The sequence below is a fragment of the Rhodococcus sp. LMD genome (assembly GCF_056108245.1).
In genome coordinates this window covers 3,599,151-3,615,614 of sequence record NZ_CM148557.1, presented here as the reverse complement: position 1 = coordinate 3,615,614, position 16,464 = coordinate 3,599,151, and the positions used below count along the sequence as shown (strand labels likewise).

General features: G+C 67.0%; 30 protein-coding genes. 29 read left to right on the top strand and 1 reads right to left on the bottom strand.

Translation table 11 applies throughout. From position 1 onward, the window contains the following. Positions 1-43: 43 nt before the first annotated feature. The 23 genes from rplC to map all read left to right on the top strand — a co-directional run bounded on the left by rplC (position 44) and on the right by map (position 12,509). Positions 44-697 (top strand): 50S ribosomal protein L3, encoded by a 654-nt coding sequence (rplC, locus tag ACWPQI_RS16780; RefSeq protein ID WP_003938092.1) that lies wholly within the window; start codon positions 44-46, stop codon positions 695-697. Next, a complete protein-coding gene (gene rplD / locus ACWPQI_RS16775) occupies positions 694-1,377 on the top strand; it encodes a 50S ribosomal protein L4 (protein WP_458602821.1) in 684 nt (227 codons plus the stop codon). The genes rplC and rplD overlap by 4 nt, the downstream gene beginning before the upstream one ends. Continuing rightward, positions 1,374-1,679, top strand: coding sequence for a 50S ribosomal protein L23 (gene rplW / locus ACWPQI_RS16770; RefSeq protein ID WP_003938090.1), 306 nt, complete (start codon positions 1,374-1,376; stop codon positions 1,677-1,679). Before rplD ends, rplW begins: the two co-directional genes overlap by 4 nt. Positions 1,680-1,716: 37 nt before the next feature. Further along, positions 1,717-2,550, top strand: coding sequence for a 50S ribosomal protein L2 (gene rplB / locus ACWPQI_RS16765; RefSeq protein ID WP_003938089.1), 834 nt, complete (start codon positions 1,717-1,719; stop codon positions 2,548-2,550). Between the two features lie 19 nt (positions 2,551-2,569). Then, entirely contained in the window at positions 2,570-2,851 is a 282-nt protein-coding gene (rpsS, locus tag ACWPQI_RS16760; protein WP_003938088.1) for a 30S ribosomal protein S19, read from the top strand. Further along, positions 2,848-3,246 (top strand): 50S ribosomal protein L22, encoded by a 399-nt coding sequence (rplV, locus tag ACWPQI_RS16755; RefSeq protein WP_026137933.1) that lies wholly within the window; start codon positions 2,848-2,850, stop codon positions 3,244-3,246. Before rpsS ends, rplV begins: the two co-directional genes overlap by 4 nt. Then, positions 3,246-4,043 carry a 30S ribosomal protein S3 gene (gene rpsC, locus ACWPQI_RS16750; protein WP_003938086.1) on the top strand — a complete coding sequence of 266 codons (798 nt, stop codon included), beginning with the start codon at positions 3,246-3,248 and terminating at the stop codon, positions 4,041-4,043. The genes rplV and rpsC overlap by 1 nt, the downstream gene beginning before the upstream one ends. Positions 4,044-4,046: 3 nt before the next feature. Then, the gene (rplP, locus tag ACWPQI_RS16745) at positions 4,047-4,463 is read left to right on the top strand and encodes a 50S ribosomal protein L16 (protein ID WP_006947154.1); all 417 of its coding nucleotides are present in this window, start codon (positions 4,047-4,049) and stop codon (positions 4,461-4,463) included. After that, a complete protein-coding gene (gene rpmC / locus ACWPQI_RS16740) occupies positions 4,463-4,699 on the top strand; it encodes a 50S ribosomal protein L29 (protein ID WP_003938084.1) in 237 nt (78 codons plus the stop codon). Before rplP ends, rpmC begins: the two co-directional genes overlap by 1 nt. Then, positions 4,696-4,980 carry a 30S ribosomal protein S17 gene (gene rpsQ / locus ACWPQI_RS16735; RefSeq protein ID WP_026137932.1) on the top strand — a complete coding sequence of 95 codons (285 nt, stop codon included), beginning with the start codon at positions 4,696-4,698 and terminating at the stop codon, positions 4,978-4,980. The genes rpmC and rpsQ overlap by 4 nt, the downstream gene beginning before the upstream one ends. A gap of 297 nt (positions 4,981-5,277) precedes the next feature. Then, positions 5,278-5,646, top strand: a complete 369-nt coding sequence (gene rplN, locus ACWPQI_RS16730; protein WP_003938082.1) for a 50S ribosomal protein L14 — start codon at positions 5,278-5,280, stop codon at positions 5,644-5,646. Next, a complete protein-coding gene (gene rplX, locus ACWPQI_RS16725) occupies positions 5,646-5,963 on the top strand; it encodes a 50S ribosomal protein L24 (RefSeq protein ID WP_010595602.1) in 318 nt (105 codons plus the stop codon). The genes rplN and rplX overlap by 1 nt, the downstream gene beginning before the upstream one ends. Position 5,964: 1 nt before the next feature. Then, positions 5,965-6,531 carry a 50S ribosomal protein L5 gene (gene rplE / locus ACWPQI_RS16720; protein ID WP_003938080.1) on the top strand — a complete coding sequence of 189 codons (567 nt, stop codon included), beginning with the start codon at positions 5,965-5,967 and terminating at the stop codon, positions 6,529-6,531. Between the two features lie 4 nt (positions 6,532-6,535). Then, entirely contained in the window at positions 6,536-6,721 is a 186-nt protein-coding gene (locus ACWPQI_RS16715) for a type Z 30S ribosomal protein S14 (protein ID WP_003938079.1), read from the top strand. A gap of 184 nt (positions 6,722-6,905) precedes the next feature. After that, the gene (rpsH, locus tag ACWPQI_RS16710; RefSeq protein WP_017681442.1) at positions 6,906-7,304 is read left to right on the top strand and encodes a 30S ribosomal protein S8; all 399 of its coding nucleotides are present in this window, start codon (positions 6,906-6,908) and stop codon (positions 7,302-7,304) included. 14 nt (positions 7,305-7,318) lie between these two features. Next, positions 7,319-7,858: a 50S ribosomal protein L6 gene (gene rplF / locus ACWPQI_RS16705; RefSeq protein ID WP_040272340.1), complete on the top strand. Its 540-nt coding sequence runs from the start codon at positions 7,319-7,321 to the stop codon at positions 7,856-7,858. A 2-nt stretch (positions 7,859-7,860) separates the two neighbouring features. Next, positions 7,861-8,268 carry a 50S ribosomal protein L18 gene (gene rplR, locus ACWPQI_RS16700; RefSeq protein WP_010595600.1) on the top strand — a complete coding sequence of 136 codons (408 nt, stop codon included), beginning with the start codon at positions 7,861-7,863 and terminating at the stop codon, positions 8,266-8,268. 31 nt (positions 8,269-8,299) lie between these two features. After that, positions 8,300-8,950 carry a 30S ribosomal protein S5 gene (gene rpsE / locus ACWPQI_RS16695; RefSeq protein WP_003938075.1) on the top strand — a complete coding sequence of 217 codons (651 nt, stop codon included), beginning with the start codon at positions 8,300-8,302 and terminating at the stop codon, positions 8,948-8,950. Next, on the top strand, positions 8,950-9,150 hold the full coding sequence (rpmD, locus tag ACWPQI_RS16690; protein WP_006947165.1) for a 50S ribosomal protein L30: 201 nt from the start codon (positions 8,950-8,952) through the stop codon (positions 9,148-9,150). Before rpsE ends, rpmD begins: the two co-directional genes overlap by 1 nt. Continuing rightward, positions 9,147-9,590, top strand: coding sequence for a 50S ribosomal protein L15 (gene rplO / locus ACWPQI_RS16685; protein WP_003938073.1), 444 nt, complete (start codon positions 9,147-9,149; stop codon positions 9,588-9,590). Before rpmD ends, rplO begins: the two co-directional genes overlap by 4 nt. A gap of 247 nt (positions 9,591-9,837) precedes the next feature. Continuing rightward, positions 9,838-11,151: a preprotein translocase subunit SecY gene (gene secY / locus ACWPQI_RS16680; protein ID WP_010595599.1), complete on the top strand. Its 1,314-nt coding sequence runs from the start codon at positions 9,838-9,840 to the stop codon at positions 11,149-11,151. Continuing rightward, positions 11,148-11,693 (top strand): adenylate kinase, encoded by a 546-nt coding sequence (locus ACWPQI_RS16675; RefSeq protein WP_010595598.1) that lies wholly within the window; start codon positions 11,148-11,150, stop codon positions 11,691-11,693. The genes secY and ACWPQI_RS16675 overlap by 4 nt, the downstream gene beginning before the upstream one ends. Before the next feature lie 18 nt (positions 11,694-11,711). Beyond that, positions 11,712-12,509, top strand: a complete 798-nt coding sequence (map, locus tag ACWPQI_RS16670) for a type I methionyl aminopeptidase (protein ID WP_474738397.1) — start codon at positions 11,712-11,714, stop codon at positions 12,507-12,509. Between the two features lie 81 nt (positions 12,510-12,590). On the opposite strand, the gene dtd is transcribed toward map, so the two are convergent. Then, positions 12,591-13,028: a D-aminoacyl-tRNA deacylase gene (gene dtd, locus ACWPQI_RS16665; RefSeq protein ID WP_010595596.1), complete on the bottom strand. Its 438-nt coding sequence runs from the start codon at positions 13,026-13,028 to the stop codon at positions 12,591-12,593. Positions 13,029-13,199: 171 nt separating this feature from the next. Between dtd and infA the strand changes: the two genes are divergently transcribed. From infA to ACWPQI_RS16635, 6 genes are all read left to right on the top strand, one after another. Next, a complete protein-coding gene (infA, locus tag ACWPQI_RS16660) occupies positions 13,200-13,421 on the top strand; it encodes a translation initiation factor IF-1 (RefSeq protein WP_003886926.1) in 222 nt (73 codons plus the stop codon). Between the two features lie 91 nt (positions 13,422-13,512). Next, a complete protein-coding gene (gene rpmJ, locus ACWPQI_RS16655) occupies positions 13,513-13,626 on the top strand; it encodes a 50S ribosomal protein L36 (protein WP_003938068.1) in 114 nt (37 codons plus the stop codon). Positions 13,627-13,870: 244 nt separating this feature from the next. After that, complete coding sequence (gene rpsM / locus ACWPQI_RS16650) at positions 13,871-14,239, top strand: 30S ribosomal protein S13 (RefSeq protein WP_003938067.1); 369 nt, start codon at positions 13,871-13,873, stop codon at positions 14,237-14,239. Then, positions 14,239-14,652, top strand: a complete 414-nt coding sequence (rpsK, locus tag ACWPQI_RS16645; RefSeq protein ID WP_003938066.1) for a 30S ribosomal protein S11 — start codon at positions 14,239-14,241, stop codon at positions 14,650-14,652. The genes rpsM and rpsK overlap by 1 nt, the downstream gene beginning before the upstream one ends. A 21-nt stretch (positions 14,653-14,673) precedes the next feature. Beyond that, positions 14,674-15,279: a 30S ribosomal protein S4 gene (rpsD, locus tag ACWPQI_RS16640; RefSeq protein WP_003938065.1), complete on the top strand. Its 606-nt coding sequence runs from the start codon at positions 14,674-14,676 to the stop codon at positions 15,277-15,279. Positions 15,280-15,381: 102 nt separating this feature from the next. Then, positions 15,382-16,443 carry a DNA-directed RNA polymerase subunit alpha gene (locus ACWPQI_RS16635; RefSeq protein WP_006947180.1) on the top strand — a complete coding sequence of 354 codons (1,062 nt, stop codon included), beginning with the start codon at positions 15,382-15,384 and terminating at the stop codon, positions 16,441-16,443. The last annotated feature ends 21 nt before the right edge of the window (positions 16,444-16,464 follow it).

The following is a 16,464-nucleotide window of genomic DNA, read 5'->3' as shown; positions in this document are numbered from 1 at the left end:
TTCGAGACCAGCGAGCTTGTAGAAGACGCAGCGGAGACAACACATGACTAACCAGATCAAGGGAATCCTGGGCACCAAGCTCGGCATGACCCAGGTCTTCGACGAGAACAACCGGGTCGTTCCGGTCACCGTCGTCAAGGCCGGACCGAACGTGGTCACCCAGATCCGTACCGAGGAGCGCGACGGCTACAGCGCCGTGCAGCTCGCCTACGGTGCGATCGACCCGCGCAAGGTCACCAAGCCGGTCGCCGGCCAGTTCGCGAAGGCGGGCGTCACTCCTCGGCGCCACATCGTCGAGCTGCGTGTCGACGACACCGACGGCATCGAGATCGGCCAGGAGCTCACCGCCGAGGTCTTCGAGGACGGCGCATTCGTCGACGTCACCGGCACCTCCAAGGGCAAGGGCTTCGCCGGCACCATGAAGCGTCACGGCTTCGCCGGTCAGGGCGCCTCGCACGGTGCGCAGGCTGTGCACCGTCGTCCGGGCTCCATCGGTGGCTGCGCCACGCCGGGCCGCGTGTTCAAGGGAACCCGCATGTCCGGGCGCATGGGTAGCGACCGCGTCACGACGCAGAACCTCTCGGTCCACAAGGTGGACGCCGAGAACGGCCTGCTGCTGATCAAGGGTGCGATCCCGGGCCGCAAGGGCGGCGTCGTGATCGTCAAGACCGCAGTGAAGGGTGGTGCACGGGCATGACCAGCACCGAGACCGCAACCAAGCTGACGCTCGACGTCAAGGCCCCCGGCGGCCAGACCAACGGCACCGTCGATCTCCCCGCCGAGATCTTCGACGCCCCCGCGAACATCGCGCTGCTCCACCAGGTGGTCGTCGCGCAGCTCGCCGCGGCTCGCCAGGGCACGCACGCCACCAAGACCCGCGGCGAGGTCCGCGGCGGTGGCAGGAAGCCGTACCGCCAGAAGGGCACCGGCCGCGCCCGCCAGGGCTCGACCCGCGCGCCGCAGTTCGCCGGCGGTGGCACCGTCCACGGCCCGCAGCCGCGCGACTACAGCCAGCGCACGCCCAAGAAGATGAAGGCTGCCGCCCTCCGCGGCGCCCTCTCCGACCGGGCTCGCAACGAGCGCATCCACGTGATCACCGAGCTCGTCGCCGGGCAGGCGCCGTCCACCAAGGGCGCGCGTACCTTCCTCGCGGAGCTGACCGATCGCAAGAACCTGCTCCTCGTCGTCGGCCGTGAGGATCTCGCGGCGTGGAAGAGCGTGCAGAACCTGCAGAACGTGCACGCGATCGCTCCGGACCAGCTGAACACCTACGACGTGCTCTACAGCGACGACGTCGTGTTCAGCGTCGAGGCGCTCAACGCGTTCATCCACGGGCCGGCCGAGTCCGCCCAGGTAGAGAAGGAGGAGAGCAAGTGAGCACGATCGCGGATCCGCGCGACATCCTGCTGGCTCCGGTCATCTCCGAGAAGTCCTACGGGCTGATGGAGGAGGGCACCTACACCTTCCTGGTGCACCCGGACTCGAACAAGACGCAGATCAAGATTGCCGTCGAGAAGGTCTTCGGCGTCAAGGTGACCAGCGTCAACACCGCCAACCGTCAGGGCAAGCGCAAGCGGACCCGGTTCGGTTACGGCAAGCGCAAGGACACCAAGCGCGCGCTCGTGACCCTGTCGGCCGACAGCAAGCCCATCGAGATCTTCGGAGGGCCGGTCGCCTAGGCGGCCGGGACTCGAGAGATAGAGGACGAGAAGACTCATGGCAATTCGTAAGTACAAGCCGACAACCCCGGGTCGGCGCGGCGCGAGTGTCTCGGACTTCGCCGAGATCACCCGCTCGACGCCCGAGAAGTCGCTGGTTCGCCCGCTGCACGGCCGTGGTGGCCGCAACGCGCACGGCCGCATCACCACCCGGCACAAGGGTGGCGGACACAAGCGTGCCTACCGCCTGATCGACTTCCGCCGCAACGACAAGGACGGCATCCCGGCCAAGGTCGCTCACATCGAGTACGACCCCAACCGCACCGCCCGCATCGCCCTGCTGCACTACGTGGACGGCGAGAAGCGCTACATCATCGCCCCCAAGGGCCTGGTGCAGGGTGCTCCGGTCGAGTCCGGCCCGCAGGCCGACATCAAGCCCGGCAACAACCTGCCGCTGCGCAACATCCCGACCGGTACCACCATCCACGCGGTGGAACTGCGCCCGGGCGGCGGTGCCAAGATGGCCCGCTCCGCCGGCGCCAGCATCCAGCTGCTCGGTAAGGAAGGCACCTACGCCACCCTGCGTATGCCGTCCGGTGAGATCCGTCGCGTCGACGTGCGCTGCCGCGCCACCGTCGGCGAGGTCGGCAACGCCGAGCAGTCGAACATCAACTGGGGCAAGGCCGGCCGCATGCGCTGGAAGGGCAAGCGCCCGACCGTCCGCGGTGTGGTCATGAACCCGGTCGACCACCCGCACGGCGGTGGTGAGGGCAAGACCTCCGGTGGTCGCCACCCGGTCAGCCCGTGGGGCAAGCCCGAGGGCCGCACCCGCAAGAACAAGGCGTCCGACAAGCTCATCGTCCGTCGTCGCCGTACCGGCAAGAAGCGCTAGTCAAGGAGGGAGTTAGAGAATGCCACGCAGCCTCAAGAAGGGCCCGTTCGTCGACGACCACCTCCTGGCGAAGGTCGATACGCAGAACGAAAAGGGCACCAAGCAGGTCATCAAGACCTGGTCGCGCCGTTCCACCATTCTGCCCGACTTCATCGGTCACACGTTCGCCGTCCACGACGGTCGCAAGCACGTGCCGGTGTTCGTCTCGGAGTCGATGGTCGGCCACAAGCTCGGCGAGTTCGCGCCGACCCGTACGTTCAAGGGCCACATCAAGGACGACCGGAAGAGCAAGCGTCGATGAGCACTGAAACCACAAACAAGAGCGCTCGGGCTGTTGCGCGCCACGTGCGTGTGACCCCGATGAAGGCGCGTCGCGTCGTCGACATCGTCCGGGGCAAGACCGTGGACGAGGCTCTGTCGATCCTGAAGTTCGCGCCGCAGTCCGCGGCCGAGCCGGTCGCCAAGGTGATCGCGAGCGCCGCCGCGAACGCGCAGAACAACCTGGACCTCGACCCGAGCACGCTCGTCGTCGCCACGGCGTACGTCGACGAGGGCGCGACCCTCAAGCGGTTCCAGCCGCGTGCCCAGGGCCGTGCATTCCGCATCCGCAAGCGGACGAGCCACATCACCGTGATCGTCGAGAGCAAGGCGCCTGCGTCTGCTGGAAACCGTAACCGCCGGAAGGGAGCTCAGTAGTGGGCCAGAAGATCAACCCGCACGGCTTCCGTCTGGGCATCACCACCGACTGGAAGTCGCGCTGGTACGCCGACAAGCAGTACGCGGAGTACGTGAAGGAAGACGTCGCGATCCGCAAGTTCCTGGCCACCGGCCTCGAACGCGCCGGCATCGCCAAGGTCGAGATCGAGCGCACCCGTGACCGTGTGCGTGTGGACATCCACACCGCGCGTCCGGGCATCGTCATCGGCCGCCGCGGCGCCGAGGCCGATCGCATCCGCGCCGAGCTCGAGAAGCTGACCGGCAAGCAGGTTCAGCTGAACATCCTCGAGGTCAAGAACGCCGAGTCCGAGGCCCAGCTGGTGGCGCAGGGCGTCGCCGAGCAGCTCTCGAACCGTGTCGCGTTCCGTCGCGCGATGCGCAAGGCCATCCAGTCGGCCATGCGTCAGCCCAACGTCAAGGGCATCCGGGTGCAGTGCTCGGGCCGCCTCGGCGGCGCCGAGATGTCCCGCTCGGAGTTCTACCGCGAAGGCCGCGTCCCGCTGCACACGCTGCGTGCGGACATCGACTACGGCCTGTACGAGGCGAAGACCACCTTCGGCCGCATCGGCGTGAAGGTCTGGATCTACAAGGGCGACATCGTCGGTGGCCGTCGTGAGCTGGCCGCTGCCGCCGCCGCCCCGGCCGACCGCCCCCGTCGCGAGCGTCCGAGCCGTCCCCGTCGTTCCGGTGCCTCGGGCACCACCGCGACGAGCACCGACGCCGGCCGCGCCGCCTCCGCCGATGCACCCGCTCCGACCGAGAATCAGGAGGGCTGACGCATGTTGATCCCACGGCGGGTCAAGCACCGCAAGCAGCACCACCCGAGCCGCTCGGGTGCCGCCAAGGGTGGGACCCAGGTGACCTTCGGTGACTACGGCATCCAGGCTCTCGAGCCGGCCTACATCACCAACCGGCAGATCGAGTCCGCTCGTATCGCCATGACCCGGCACATCAAGCGTGGCGGCAAGATCTGGATCAACATCTTCCCGGATCGCCCCCTCACCAAGAAGCCCGCCGAGACCCGCATGGGTTCCGGTAAGGGTTCGCCCGAGTGGTGGGTCGCGAACGTCAAGCCCGGACGGGTGATGTTCGAGATGAGCTACCCGAACGAGGAGATTGCCCGCGAAGCCCTCCGGCGCGCGATGCACAAGCTCCCGTGCAAGTGCAGGATCGTGACGAGGGAGGAGCAGTTCTGATGGCTACCGGAACCCCCGCCACAGAGCTCCGCGAGCTGACCGAGGAAGAGCTGGTCACCAAGCTCCGCGAGGCGAAGGAAGAGCTGTTCAACCTTCGTTTCCAGATGGCCACCGGCCAGCTGGACAACAACCGCCGGCTGCGCGTCGTGCGCAACGAGATCGCCCGCATCTACACGGTGCTGCGTGAGCGCGAGCTCGGCCTGGCCTCCGGCCCGGATGCGGGTGACGCGGCATGAGTGAGGAAAAGGCAGTGACCCAGAAGGAAGAGCGCGCCAGCCGCAAGGTCCGCATCGGCTACGTCGTCTCCGACAAGATGGAGAAGACGATCGTGGTCGAGCTCGAGGACCGGGTGAAGCACCCGCTGTACGGCAAGATCATCCGCCGTACCACCAAGGTGAAGGCGCACGACGAGAACGGCGTGGCCGGCATCGGCGACCGCGTGCAGCTGATGGAGACCCGTCCGCTGTCCGCGACCAAGCGGTGGCGTCTGGTCGAGGTGCTCGAGAAGGCCAAGTAGGTCCTCCTCGCATCGTCGACGACGATCGAGTACGGCACCCACACCGTTCGCCTCGTGCGCCGGTGCGGGTGCCGTCGGTCGTTCCGGGACGATCCCGGGAACGACACGCCCGGGTCCGGGGTAGGGAGCGACCTCACGGTTCGCGGATTTGCCCTGCGTGAGGTATATCGCCTACCCTGGACGGGTTGCCTCACGGGACCCGTGTGTCTTGCGCGCGTGCGCCGTGGGCGACCGACGACCGCGTGCGTCCAGGTCGGAAATCTGACGCACACACCAATCCAGGTCAAGGAGAAGTAAGTGATCCAGCAGGAGTCGCGACTGCGCGTCGCCGACAACACGGGTGCCAAGGAGATCCTCTGCATCCGCGTTCTCGGTGGCTCGTCCCGTCGCTACGCCGGTATCGGTGACATCATCGTCGCCACCGTGAAGGACGCGATCCCCGGTGGCAACGTCAAGCGCGGTGACGTCGTCAAGGCCGTGATCGTGCGCACCGCCAAGGAGCGCCGCCGGCCGGACGGCTCGTACATCAAGTTCGACGAGAACGCCGCCGTCATCATCAAGGGTGACAACGACCCGCGCGGCACCCGCATCTTCGGCCCCGTCGGCCGCGAGCTGCGCGACAAGCGGTTCATGAAGATCGTCTCGCTCGCTCCGGAGGTGCTGTGATGAAGGTGCACAAGGGCGACACCGTGCTCGTCATCTCGGGCAAGGACAAGGGTGCCAAGGGCAAGGTCATCGCGGCCTACCCGAAGGAGAACCGGGTCCTCGTCGAGGGCGTGAACCGGATCAAGAAGCACACGGCGGTCTCGGCCAACGAGCGCGGCGCCTCCTCCGGGGGCATCGTGACGCAGGAGGCCCCGATCCACGTTTCCAACGTCGCTGTCATCGACTCGGACGGCAACCCCACCCGCGTGGGCTACCGGTCCGACGAGGAAACCGGCAAGCGCGTTCGGATTTCCCGGAAGAACGGGAAGGACATCTGACATGACCACCACCGAGAACAAGACCACACCGCGTCTGAAGACCCGGTACCGCGAGGAGATCCGCGACGCGCTGAACGCGGAGTTCGACTACGCGAACGTCATGCAGATCCCCGGCGTCGTGAAGGTCGTCGTCAACATGGGTGTCGGTGACGCCGCCCGCGACGCGAAGCTGATCAACGGCGCCGTCGCCGACCTCGCTCTGATCACCGGTCAGAAGCCGGAGATCCGCAAGGCCCGCAAGTCGATCGCCCAGTTCAAGCTGCGTGAGGGCATGCCGATCGGCGCGCGCGTCACGCTGCGCGGCGACCGCATGTGGGAGTTCCTGGACCGCCTGGTCTCCATCGCGCTGCCCCGTATCCGGGACTTCCGCGGCCTCAACGGCAACCAGTTCGACGGCAACGGCAACTACACGTTCGGCCTGAACGAGCAGTCGATGTTCCACGAGATCGACGTGGACAAGATCGACCGTCCGCGCGGCATGGACATCACCGTCGTCACGACCGCCACCAACAACGAAGAAGGCCGTGCCCTGCTCAAGCACCTCGGCTTCCCGTTCAAGGAGAACTGAGCCCATGGCTAAGAAGGCACTGGTCAACAAGGCCAACAAGAAGCCGAAGTTCGCGGTGCGCGCCTACACCCGCTGCCAGCGCTGCGGGCGCCCCCACTCGGTCTTCCGCAAGTTCGGACTCTGCCGCATCTGCCTGCGTGACATGGCACACCGCGGTCAGCTTCCGGGAGTTCACAAGAGCTCCTGGTGACGTGAACGGTGGGCGACCGCACGGTCGTCCACCGTCACTCCTGTCAGGGGCCGGTCGCAACCGTGTCCGGTCCGCATGAAACCAAGTTCGTCGTAGGCCCACGGCCGGTCCGCGCCGGCGACACGTTCGTCGCCGCTGCCGGTGTTGCATGGGAACCGCAACGAGAAAGGTGAACAGGTCAGCCATGACCATGACCGACCCGATCGCAGACTTCTTGACGCGTCTGCGTAACGCCAACACGGCGTACCACGACGAGGTGAAGCTTCCCCACTCGAAGATCAAGGCGAACATCGCCGAGATCCTCAAGCGTGAGGGCTACATCGCCGACTTCCGCACCGAGGATGCCGAGGTGGGCAAGACCCTCGTCGTCGACCTCAAGTACGGCCCGTCCCGTGAGCGCAGCCTCGCCGGTGTGCGCCGCGTGTCGAAGCCCGGCCTGCGCGTGTACGCGAAATCCACCAACCTGCCCAAGGTCCTGGGCGGCCTCGGCGTGGCGATCATCTCCACGTCCTCCGGCCTGCTCACCGATCGCCAGGCGGCCAAGCAGGGAGTGGGCGGGGAAGTCCTCGCCTACGTCTGGTAAGGGAGGCCACCACAATGTCGCGTATTGGAAAGCTTCCGGTCACCGTCCCCTCGGGCGTCGAGGTGACCATCGACGGCCAGGACGTCGCAGTGAAGGGCCCCAAGGGCAACCTCTCGCTGACCATCGCCGAGCCGATCACCATCGCCAAGGGTGAGGACGGCGCGCTCAACGTGAGCCGTCCGAACGACGAGCGTCGCAGCCGCGCGCTGCACGGTCTGTCGCGCACGCTCGTGCAGAACCTCATCGTGGGTGTCACCGACGGGTACACCACGAAGATGGAGATCCACGGCGTCGGCTACCGCGTCGCGCTCAAGGGCAAGGACCTCGAGTTCTCGCTCGGCTACAGCCACCCGGTCCCGATCGAGGCGCCCGAGGGCATCACGTTCGCGGTCGAGTCGCCGACGAAGTTCTCGATCTCGGGCATCGACAAGCAGAAGGTCGGCCAGATCGCGGCCAACATTCGCCGGCTGCGCAAGTCCGACCCGTACAAGGGCAAGGGCATCCGCTACGAGGGCGAGCAGGTGCGCCGCAAGGTCGGAAAGACGGGTAAGTGATCATGAGCCAGACCGAGAACCAGAAGGCCAAGCGGATTCCGCTCGGCAAGGACGCGTCCACCCGGCGTCGGCTGTCGAAGCAGCGTCGGCACTTCCGTCTGCGCAAGAAGGTCGCCGGCACCGCCGAGCGTCCCCGTCTCGTCGTGAACCGGTCCTCGCGCCACATTCACGCCCAGCTGGTCGACGACCTGACGGGCACCACGCTGGCGGCGGCCTCGACCGTCGAGCCGGACGTGCGTGCGCTCGAGGGCGACAAGAAGGCGCGCGGCGCCAAGGTCGGCCAGCTGCTCGCCGAGCGCGCCAAGGCCGCCGGCGTGGAGGCTGTGGTCTTCGACCGTGGCGGCCACACCTACAGCGGCCGGATCGCGGCCCTCGCAGACGCGGCTCGCGAAAGCGGGTTGAAGTTCTGATGACCATCTCTTCGAACGGAAGGAACGCCTGATGCCGGGACGTCAGCGGCGTGACGGCGGCAACGGCCCCGCCGGACAGAATGGCCCCAACACCGGGGACCAGCGTGGTGGTCGCGACCGCCGCGATCGCGACTCGCGCGGCGGCGGTGCCGCCGAGAAGTCGAACTACATCGAGCGTGTCGTCTCGATCAACCGTGTGTCGAAGGTCGTCAAGGGCGGCCGTCGCTTCAGCTTCACCGCACTGGTGATCGTGGGCGACGGCAACGGCCTGGTCGGCGTCGGCTACGGCAAGGCCAAGGAAGTTCCCGCGGCCATCCAGAAGGGTGTCGAGGAGGCTCGCAAGGGCTTCTTCCGCGTCCCGCTCATCGGCTCCACGATCACGCACCCGGTGCAGGGTGAGGCCGCGGCCGGCGTCGTCATGCTGCGCCCCGCCTCGCCGGGTACCGGTGTGATCGCCGGTGGTGCGGTGCGTGCCGTGCTCGAATGCGCGGGCATCCACGACATCCTGTCGAAGTCGCTCGGCAGCGACAACGCCATCAACGTCGTGCACGCCACCGTGGCCGCCCTCAAGCAGCTGCAGCGCCCCGAGGAAGTCGCGGCTCGCCGCGGTCTGGCCCTCGAGGACGTCGCACCTGCGGGCATGCTGCGCGCCCGGGCACAGGCCGCTGGGAGCGTGAAGTAATGGCAGAGCTGAAGATCACTCAGGTCAAGAGCACCATCGGCGCCAAGTCGAACCAGCGCGACAGCCTGCGCACCCTCGGTCTGCGGAAGATCCGCCAGTCCGTGGTCCGCGAGGACAACGCGCAGAACCGCGGCTTGATCAACGTGGTGCGTCACCTCGTCGTTGTCGAGGAAGTCACTGCTGAGGAGGCCTCCAAGTGACAATCAAGCTGCATCACCTCCGCCCGGCTCCGGGCGCGAAGACGGACAAGACCCGCGTCGGTCGCGGTGAGGGTTCGAAGGGCAAGACCGCCGGTCGCGGTACGAAGGGCACCAAGGCGCGCAAGAACGTCTCGGCGGCCTTCGAGGGTGGCCAGATGCCGCTGCACATGCGGCTGCCGAAGCTCAAGGGCTTCAAGAACGCCTTCCGCACCGAGTACCAGGTCGTCAACGTCGGCGACATCGCCCGTCTCTTCCCCGAGGGGGGGCAGGTCGGCGTCGACGAGCTCGTCGCCAAGGGCGCGGTTCGCAAGAACCAGCTCGTGAAGGTCCTCGGCGAGGGCGAGCTCACGGTGGCCGTGCAGGTGACCGCGAACAAGTTCTCCGGCTCCGCCAAGGAGAAGATCACCGCTGCCGGCGGCACCGCGACCGAACTGGCCTGACCGGTTCGCTCGTGCGTGACGCACAGCACACGAACGGCCGCACTGCAGCACGTGCTGCAGTGCGGCCGTTCGGCGTTCCCGCCCTGCCGGACACCGCGCAGTGGCATCCGGCTGCCGCGTGGACGGCCGGCCCCGACCCGGCGCCACGGCACCGGTTCCGGGCGCGCTGCTAGAGTTCAAGAGTTGTCGACCGTCGGACCCCGCGCGTCGATCCACAGTCTCCCGTTTCGCCCTGCCAGGAGGATCTTTGCTTTCCGCCTTCGTCTCGGCCCTCAGGACCCCGGACCTGAGGCGGAAGATCCTCGTCGCGCTCGGGTTGGTGGCCCTGTACCGCCTCGGCGCGACGCTGCCGTCTCCGGGCGTCGACTACGGCAACGTGCGTGCCTGCATCGATCAGCTCAGCGGCGGGGACTCCGCCGGGATCTACTCGCTGATCAACCTGTTCTCCGGTGGCGCCCTGCTGCAGCTGTCGGTGTTCGCGATCGGCATCATGCCGTTCATCACCGCGAGCATCATCGTCCAGCTGCTGACGGTGGTCATTCCGCGCTTCGAGGAGTTGCGCAAGGAAGGCCAGTCGGGGCAGGCCAAGATGACGCAGTACACGCGGTACCTCGCGGTGGCGCTCGCCGTGCTGCAGTCCACCGGCATCGTCGCCCTCGCGGCCCGCGGTCAGCTGTTGCAGGGCTGTTCCGAACCGATCCTGGCCGACGACAGCATCTTCGGCATGGTCGTGATCGTGCTGGTCATGACGGCCGGCGCGGCCCTCGTCATGTGGTTCGGTGAGCTCATCACCGAGCGCGGCGTCGGCAACGGCATGTCGATCCTGATCTTCGCCGGCATCGCCTCGCGGCTGCCGTCCGAGGGTCGCACCATTCTCGAGTCCCGCGGCGGGCTGGTCTTCACGATCGTGCTCGTCGTCGCGCTGGTCGTCATCACCGGCGTGGTGTTCGTCGAGCAGGGCCAGCGCCGGATCCCGGTGCAGTACGCCAAGCGGATGGTGGGCCGGCGCATGTACGGCGGGTCCTCGACGTACCTGCCGTTGAAGGTGAACCAGGCCGGCATCATCCCGGTGATCTTCGCGTCGTCGCTGCTGTACCTGCCGAACCTCATCGCGCAGCTGACCGGGGCCACCTCGGCCACCGACCCGAGCTGGTGGCAGCGGATCATCAACGAGTACCTGGTGAATCCGAACAACCCGGTCTACATCGCGATCTACTTCGGGCTGATCGTCTTCTTCGTCTTCTTCTACGTCGCCATCACCTTCAATCCGGAGGAACGGGCCGACGAGATGAAGAAGTACGGCGGCTTCATCCCGGGTATCCGGCCGGGACGCCCCACCGCCGAGTACCTCAGCTACGTCCTCAACCGCATCACGGTGCCAGGTTCGCTGTACCTGGGTCTCATCGCGACGCTGCCCAACTTCTTCCTCTCCGGCAGCCAGACCGCCACCAGCATCTTCGGTGGCGCCGCGGTGCTCATTCTCGTCAGTGTCGCGCTGGACACTGTCAAGCAGATCGAAAGTCAACTCATGCAGCGCAACTACGAAGGGTTCCTCAAGTGAGACTTGTACTCCTCGGTCCGCCCGGTGCCGGCAAGGGCACGCAGGCCGCCATCCTGTCGGAGAAGCTCGGCGTCCCCGCGATCTCCACCGGGGATCTGTTCCGGGCCAACATCGGGCAGGGCACCCCGCTCGGTGTCGAAGCCAAGAAGTACATCGACGCCGGCGAGCTCGTACCCGCCGAGATCACCAACAACATGGTGCGCGCCCGTCTCGCCGAGCCCGACGCCGCCGACGGCTTCCTGCTCGACGGTTTCCCCCGCAGCGTGGAGCAGGCCCGCGAACTCGAGTCCATCCTGAAGGACCTGGACACGAAGCTCGACGGCGTCCTCTCCTTCGACATCGACGAGGACGTCGTGGTCGAGCGGATGCTCGCCCGCGGCCGCGCCGACGACACCGAGGACGTCATCCGCAACCGGCTCCGGGTGTACCGCGAGGAGACGGCGCCGCTGCTCGACTACTACGCCGATGTGCTCGTCACGGTCGATGCCGTCGGCGAGGTCGACGAGATCAACGCCCGCGCCCTCGCGGCTCTCGGCAAGTAAGGACGCAGGAGCAAGACAATGGGTTTCGGGCGCAAGCGCAAGGTGGTTCCGTTCCGCACCGCCGGTGAACTGGATGCGATGGCGGCGGCGGGCGCTGTCGTCGGCGCCGCACTCGTGGCGGTGCGCAAGGCGGCGAAGCCGGGCGTGAGCACCCTGGAACTGGACCAGGTGGCGGAGGCGGTCATCCGTGACGCGGGGGCCGTCCCCTCCTTCCTGGGCTATCACGGGTTCACCGGCTCGATCTGCTCGTCGGTGAACGACCGCGTGGTGCACGGAATCCCCTCGGCGACGGAGATCCTCGCCGAGGGCGATCTCGTGTCGATCGACTGCGGCGCGATCCTCGACGGCTGGCACGGCGACTCGGCGTGGACCTTCGGCGTCGGGGAACTCGCCGCCGCCGACATCGATCTCAGCGATGCGACACGGCTGTCGATGGAGGCGGGCATCGCGGCGATGCTGCCGGACAACCGGCTCACCGACGTCTCGCACGCCATCGAGACCGGCACCCGCGAGGCGGAGCGGGTACACGGCCGGCACTACGGCATCGTCGACGGATACGGCGGGCACGCCATCGGCCGCGAAATGCACATGGACCCGTTCCTGCCGAACGAGGGCGAGCCCGGGAAGGGCCCCCGCCTCGTGGTGGGATCGGTGCTCGCCATCGAACCGATGCTGACGCTCGGCACCTACGAGACCGAGGTGCTCGACGACAAGTGGACCGTCGTCACGACCGACGGCAGCCGCGCCGCGCACTGGGAGCACACCGTCGCGGTGACCGAGGACGGCCCCCGCATCCTCACCCCGCGCCCGGAGTAGCGCGGCGGTGGCGGCGAGCGAATGCACCGCTCGCTGCCTGAGGAGCCGAACGGGATCGTCGCCCGGGCCGCCGACTCCGGTTCACACCTCGACCAGGAGGGTGACCGGACCGTCGTTCACGAGGCTCACCTCCATGTGCTCCCCGAAGACTCCGGTCTGCACGTCGGCGCCCAGCTCCCGCAGAGCCGCCGCGAACTCGTCCACCAGCGGTTCGGCGACGGCGCGGGGCGCGGCCGCCGACCACGACGGCCGCCGGCTCTTGCGCGTGTCGGCCATGAGCGTGAACTGGCTGACCACGAGGATCGGGGCCGCCAGATCGGACGCCGACTTCTCGTCCTCGAGGATCCGCATCGTCCACACCTTCCGGGCCAGCGTCGCGGCCTTGGCCGCGTCGTCGTCGTGGGTCACCCCGACGAGCACGAGCAGCCCGTGGCCGCCGACCGGGGGTGAGATCCGGGCGACCTCGCGGCCGTCGACCGCGACCGCGGCACCCGTCACCCGCTGAACCAACGCCCGCACGGTTGTCCTCCTGTATGTCGGCATTTGGCCCTGGTGGGAAAGTTCCCGTAACATAGATCGATGGTGCGCCCTGCGCGCCGGTCTGCGGGTGTCCGCAGTCCGGTCACGCCGAGCGTCACGGTAACGGACACCGATGCAACCACACGCCGAACAACACGGATCGCGGAGGATATGGCCAAGAAAGACGGAGCCATCGAGGTCGAGGGTCGCGTGATCGAGCCGCTGCCCAATGCGATGTTTCGCATTGAGCTCGAGAACGGTCACAAGGTCCTGGCTCACATCAGCGGCAAGATGCGTCAGCACTACATTCGCATCCTGCCCGAGGACCGGGTTGTCGTAGAGCTCTCGCCCTACGACCTGTCGCGTGGGCGCATCGTCTACCGCTACAAGTAAGAGCTTCCCCGGCCGCACGGTCGGGGAGAACCATGTCTGCAGCATGCCTCGTGCTCTGCCGCAGGCGTACACACAGGAGATCAGACGCACCGTGAAGGTTCAGCCGAGCGTCAAGAAGATCTGCGAGAAGTGCAAGGTGATCCGGCGTAACGGCCGGGTCATGGTGATCTGCGAGAACCTGCGCCACAAGCAGCGCCAGGGCTAGACCACCCGCTCTTCGAAGGATCGGCTTGGCAACAAGCTAGAGAAGACCTTCCAGTACCAGTCGTTCGGTCACGATTCCCGATTCGTCGGGGAGCCGCGCGATACACCCCCGGTTCGGAGGCCGGGGCCCCACTGTGTTTCGGACTACCGGCGTTCCGGCTTCGGCCGGGCCGCGGGACCACACAGTTTCACGACGCAGGGGACGGGCTGGGAGCAGACCTCCGCACACCGAATAGGAATGCCACATGGCACGTCTCGCAGGTGTCGATCTTCCCCGCGAAAAGCGGATGGAGATCGCACTGACCTACATCTACGGCATCGGCCGTACCCGCTCGAAGGAGATCCTCGAGGCCACCGGCGTGAGCCCGGATCTGCGCAGCAAGGACCTCTCCGACGAGGATCTCGCCAAGCTGCGCGAGTTCATCGAGGAGACCTACAAGGTCGAGGGTGACCTCCGCCGCGAGGTCCAGGCGGACATCCGTCGCAAGATCGAGATCGGCTGCTACCAGGGCCTGCGACACCGTCGTGGTCTGCCCGTGCGTGGACAGCGCACCAAGACCAACGCCCGCACCCGTAAGGGTCCGAAGCGCACCGTCGCAGGAAAGAAGAAGTAATGCCTCCCAAGTCACGCAGCACCGGTCCCAAGAAGACCCAGAAGGCGCGCCGCAGGGACAAGAAGAACGTCCCGCACGGTGCCGCTCACATCAAGAGCACCTTCAACAACACGATCGTGTCCATCACGGACCCGAACGGCAACGTCATCTCCTGGGCGTCCTCCGGCCACGTCGGCTTCAAGGGTTCGCGCAAGTCGACCCCGTTCGCCGCGCAGCTCGCCGCCGAGAACGCTGCCCGCAAGGCGCAGGAGCACGGTGTCAAGAAGGTCGACGTCTTCGTGAAGGGCCCGGGCTCGGGCCGCGAGACGGCGATCCGTTCCCTCCAGGCCGCGGGCCTCGAGGTCGGCACCATCTCCGACGTCACCCCCCAGCCGCACAACGGCTGCCGTCCGCCCAAGCGGCGTCGCGTCTAACGGGAAAGGAAGGTTTGAATCATGGCTCGCTATACCGGTCCCGTTACCCGTAAGTCGCGTCGTCTGCGTGTCGACCTCGTCGGAGGCGACCAGGCGTTCGAGCGTCGCCCCTACCCGCCCGGCCAGCACGGCCGCGCGCGGATCAAGGAGAGCGAATACCTGCTCCAGCTGCAGGAGAAGCAGAAGGCCCGCTTCTCCTACGGCGTGATGGAGAAGCAGTTCCGTCGCTACTACGAGGAGGCCGCCGGCCGGCCCGGCAAGACCGGCGAGGTCCTGCTGACCATCCTCGAGTCGCGTCTGGACAACGTCGTCTACCGTGCCGGTCTCGCCCGGACCCGCCGTCAGGCCCGCCAGCTGGTGAGCCACGGTCACTTCCTGGTGAACGGCAAGAAGGTCGACATCCCCAGCTACCGCGTCTCGCAGTACGACATCATCGACGTCCGCGAGAAGTCGCTGGGCACGCTGCCCTTCCAGGTGGCCCGTGAGACCCAGGGCGATCGTCCGATCCCGGGTTGGCTGCAGGTCGTCGGCCCGCGTCTGCGGGTGCTGGTCCACCAGCTCCCCGAGCGCGCGCAGATCGACATCCCGCTGCAGGAACAGCTGATCGTCGAGTACTACTCGAAGTAAGGCGCTTCGCGCCGTGGTGTCCTTCCGGTCCTCCCGAGGTCCGGGGGGACACCACATCCCGACCAGGGCGTCATATGGCGGACGCCCACAAGGAGGCACTCCATGCTCATCTCGCAGCGACCCACCCTCAGCGAAGAGGTCATCGCCGACGACCGCTCGAAGTTCGTCATCGAACCCCTCGAGCCGGGCTTCGGGTACACCCTCGGCAACTCGCTTCGTCGCACCCTGCTGTCCTCGATTCCGGGCGCGGCCGTCACCAGCATTCGCATCGACGGCGTGCTCCACGAGTTCACCACGGTTCCCGGGGTCAAGGAGGATGTCACCGACATCATCCTGAACCTCAAGGGCCTCGTGGTCAGCTCGGAAGAGGACGAGCCGGTCACCATGTACGTCCGCAAGCAGGGCCCCGGCACCGTGACCGCGGGCGACATCGTGCCCCCGGCCGGTGTCACCGTCCACAACCCGGACCTGCACATCGCCACCCTGAACGACAAGGGCAAGCTGGAGATCGAGCTCGTCGTCGAGCGCGGCCGCGGCTACGTCCCTGCCGTCCAGAACAAGGCGTCCGGCGCCGAGATCGGCCGTATTCCGGTCGACTCGATCTACTCGCCGGTGCTCAAGGTGACCTACAAGGTGGAGGCGACCCGCGTCGAGCAGCGCACCGACTTCGATCGGTTGATTCTCGACGTGGAGACCAAGAACTCGATCACCGCGCGGGACGCGCTCGCTTCGGCGGGCAAGACCCTGGTGGAGCTCTTCGGTCTGGCTCGTGAGCTGAACGTCGAAGCAGAAGGCATCGAGATCGGTCCCTCGCCCGCCGAGGCCGACCACATCGCCTCCTTCGGACTCCCCATCGAGGATCTCGACCTCACGGTCCGGTCCTACAACTGCCTCAAGCGCGAGGGTGTGCACACCGTCGGTGAGCTCGTGGCACGCACGGAGTCCGACCTGCTCGACATCCGCAACTTCGGTCAGAAGTCCATCGACGAGGTGAAGGTCAAGCTGCACTCGCTCGGCCTCTCCCTCAAGGACAGCCCCGCGTCCTTCGACCCGAGCACCGTCGCCGGCTACGACGCCGCGACCGGTACCTGGAGCGACACGGACGCCGGTTCCTTCGGCGACGCCGAGGGGAACGAGGACTACGCCGAGACCGAGCAGCTGTAGCAGCTCACGGTCCGTTACTAG

Excerpts from the sequence above, each read along its gene's own strand:
- rpmD (WP_006947165.1), top strand. The coding sequence starts at position 8,950 with ATGGCAGAGCTGAAGATCACTCAGGTCAAGAGCACCATCGGCGCCAAG.
- rpsQ (WP_026137932.1), top strand. The coding sequence starts at position 4,696 with ATGAGTGAGGAAAAGGCAGTGACCCAGAAGGAAGAGCGCGCCAGCCGC.
- rpsD (WP_003938065.1), top strand. The coding sequence starts at position 14,674 with ATGGCTCGCTATACCGGTCCCGTTACCCGTAAGTCGCGTCGTCTGCGT.
- rplX (WP_010595602.1), top strand. The coding sequence starts at position 5,646 with ATGAAGGTGCACAAGGGCGACACCGTGCTCGTCATCTCGGGCAAGGAC.
- rplV (WP_026137933.1), top strand. The coding sequence starts at position 2,848 with ATGAGCACTGAAACCACAAACAAGAGCGCTCGGGCTGTTGCGCGCCAC.
- rpsH (WP_017681442.1), top strand. The coding sequence starts at position 6,906 with ATGACCATGACCGACCCGATCGCAGACTTCTTGACGCGTCTGCGTAAC.
- rplE (WP_003938080.1), top strand. The coding sequence starts at position 5,965 with ATGACCACCACCGAGAACAAGACCACACCGCGTCTGAAGACCCGGTAC.
- rplC (WP_003938092.1), top strand. The coding sequence starts at position 44 with ATGACTAACCAGATCAAGGGAATCCTGGGCACCAAGCTCGGCATGACC.
- rplB (WP_003938089.1), top strand. The coding sequence starts at position 1,717 with ATGGCAATTCGTAAGTACAAGCCGACAACCCCGGGTCGGCGCGGCGCG.
- rplD (WP_458602821.1), top strand. The coding sequence starts at position 694 with ATGACCAGCACCGAGACCGCAACCAAGCTGACGCTCGACGTCAAGGCC.
- rplR (WP_010595600.1), top strand. The coding sequence starts at position 7,861 with ATGAGCCAGACCGAGAACCAGAAGGCCAAGCGGATTCCGCTCGGCAAG.
- rpsM (WP_003938067.1), top strand. The coding sequence starts at position 13,871 with ATGGCACGTCTCGCAGGTGTCGATCTTCCCCGCGAAAAGCGGATGGAG.
- rpsE (WP_003938075.1), top strand. The coding sequence starts at position 8,300 with ATGCCGGGACGTCAGCGGCGTGACGGCGGCAACGGCCCCGCCGGACAG.
- ACWPQI_RS16715 (WP_003938079.1), top strand. The coding sequence starts at position 6,536 with ATGGCTAAGAAGGCACTGGTCAACAAGGCCAACAAGAAGCCGAAGTTC.
- rpmC (WP_003938084.1), top strand. The coding sequence starts at position 4,463 with ATGGCTACCGGAACCCCCGCCACAGAGCTCCGCGAGCTGACCGAGGAA.
- ACWPQI_RS16635 (WP_006947180.1), top strand. The coding sequence starts at position 15,382 with ATGCTCATCTCGCAGCGACCCACCCTCAGCGAAGAGGTCATCGCCGAC.
- rplP (WP_006947154.1), top strand. The coding sequence starts at position 4,047 with ATGTTGATCCCACGGCGGGTCAAGCACCGCAAGCAGCACCACCCGAGC.
- map (WP_474738397.1), top strand. The coding sequence starts at position 11,712 with ATGGGTTTCGGGCGCAAGCGCAAGGTGGTTCCGTTCCGCACCGCCGGT.
- rplF (WP_040272340.1), top strand. The coding sequence starts at position 7,319 with ATGTCGCGTATTGGAAAGCTTCCGGTCACCGTCCCCTCGGGCGTCGAG.
- infA (WP_003886926.1), top strand. The coding sequence starts at position 13,200 with ATGGCCAAGAAAGACGGAGCCATCGAGGTCGAGGGTCGCGTGATCGAG.
- rpsK (WP_003938066.1), top strand. The coding sequence starts at position 14,239 with ATGCCTCCCAAGTCACGCAGCACCGGTCCCAAGAAGACCCAGAAGGCG.
- rpsS (WP_003938088.1), top strand. The coding sequence starts at position 2,570 with ATGCCACGCAGCCTCAAGAAGGGCCCGTTCGTCGACGACCACCTCCTG.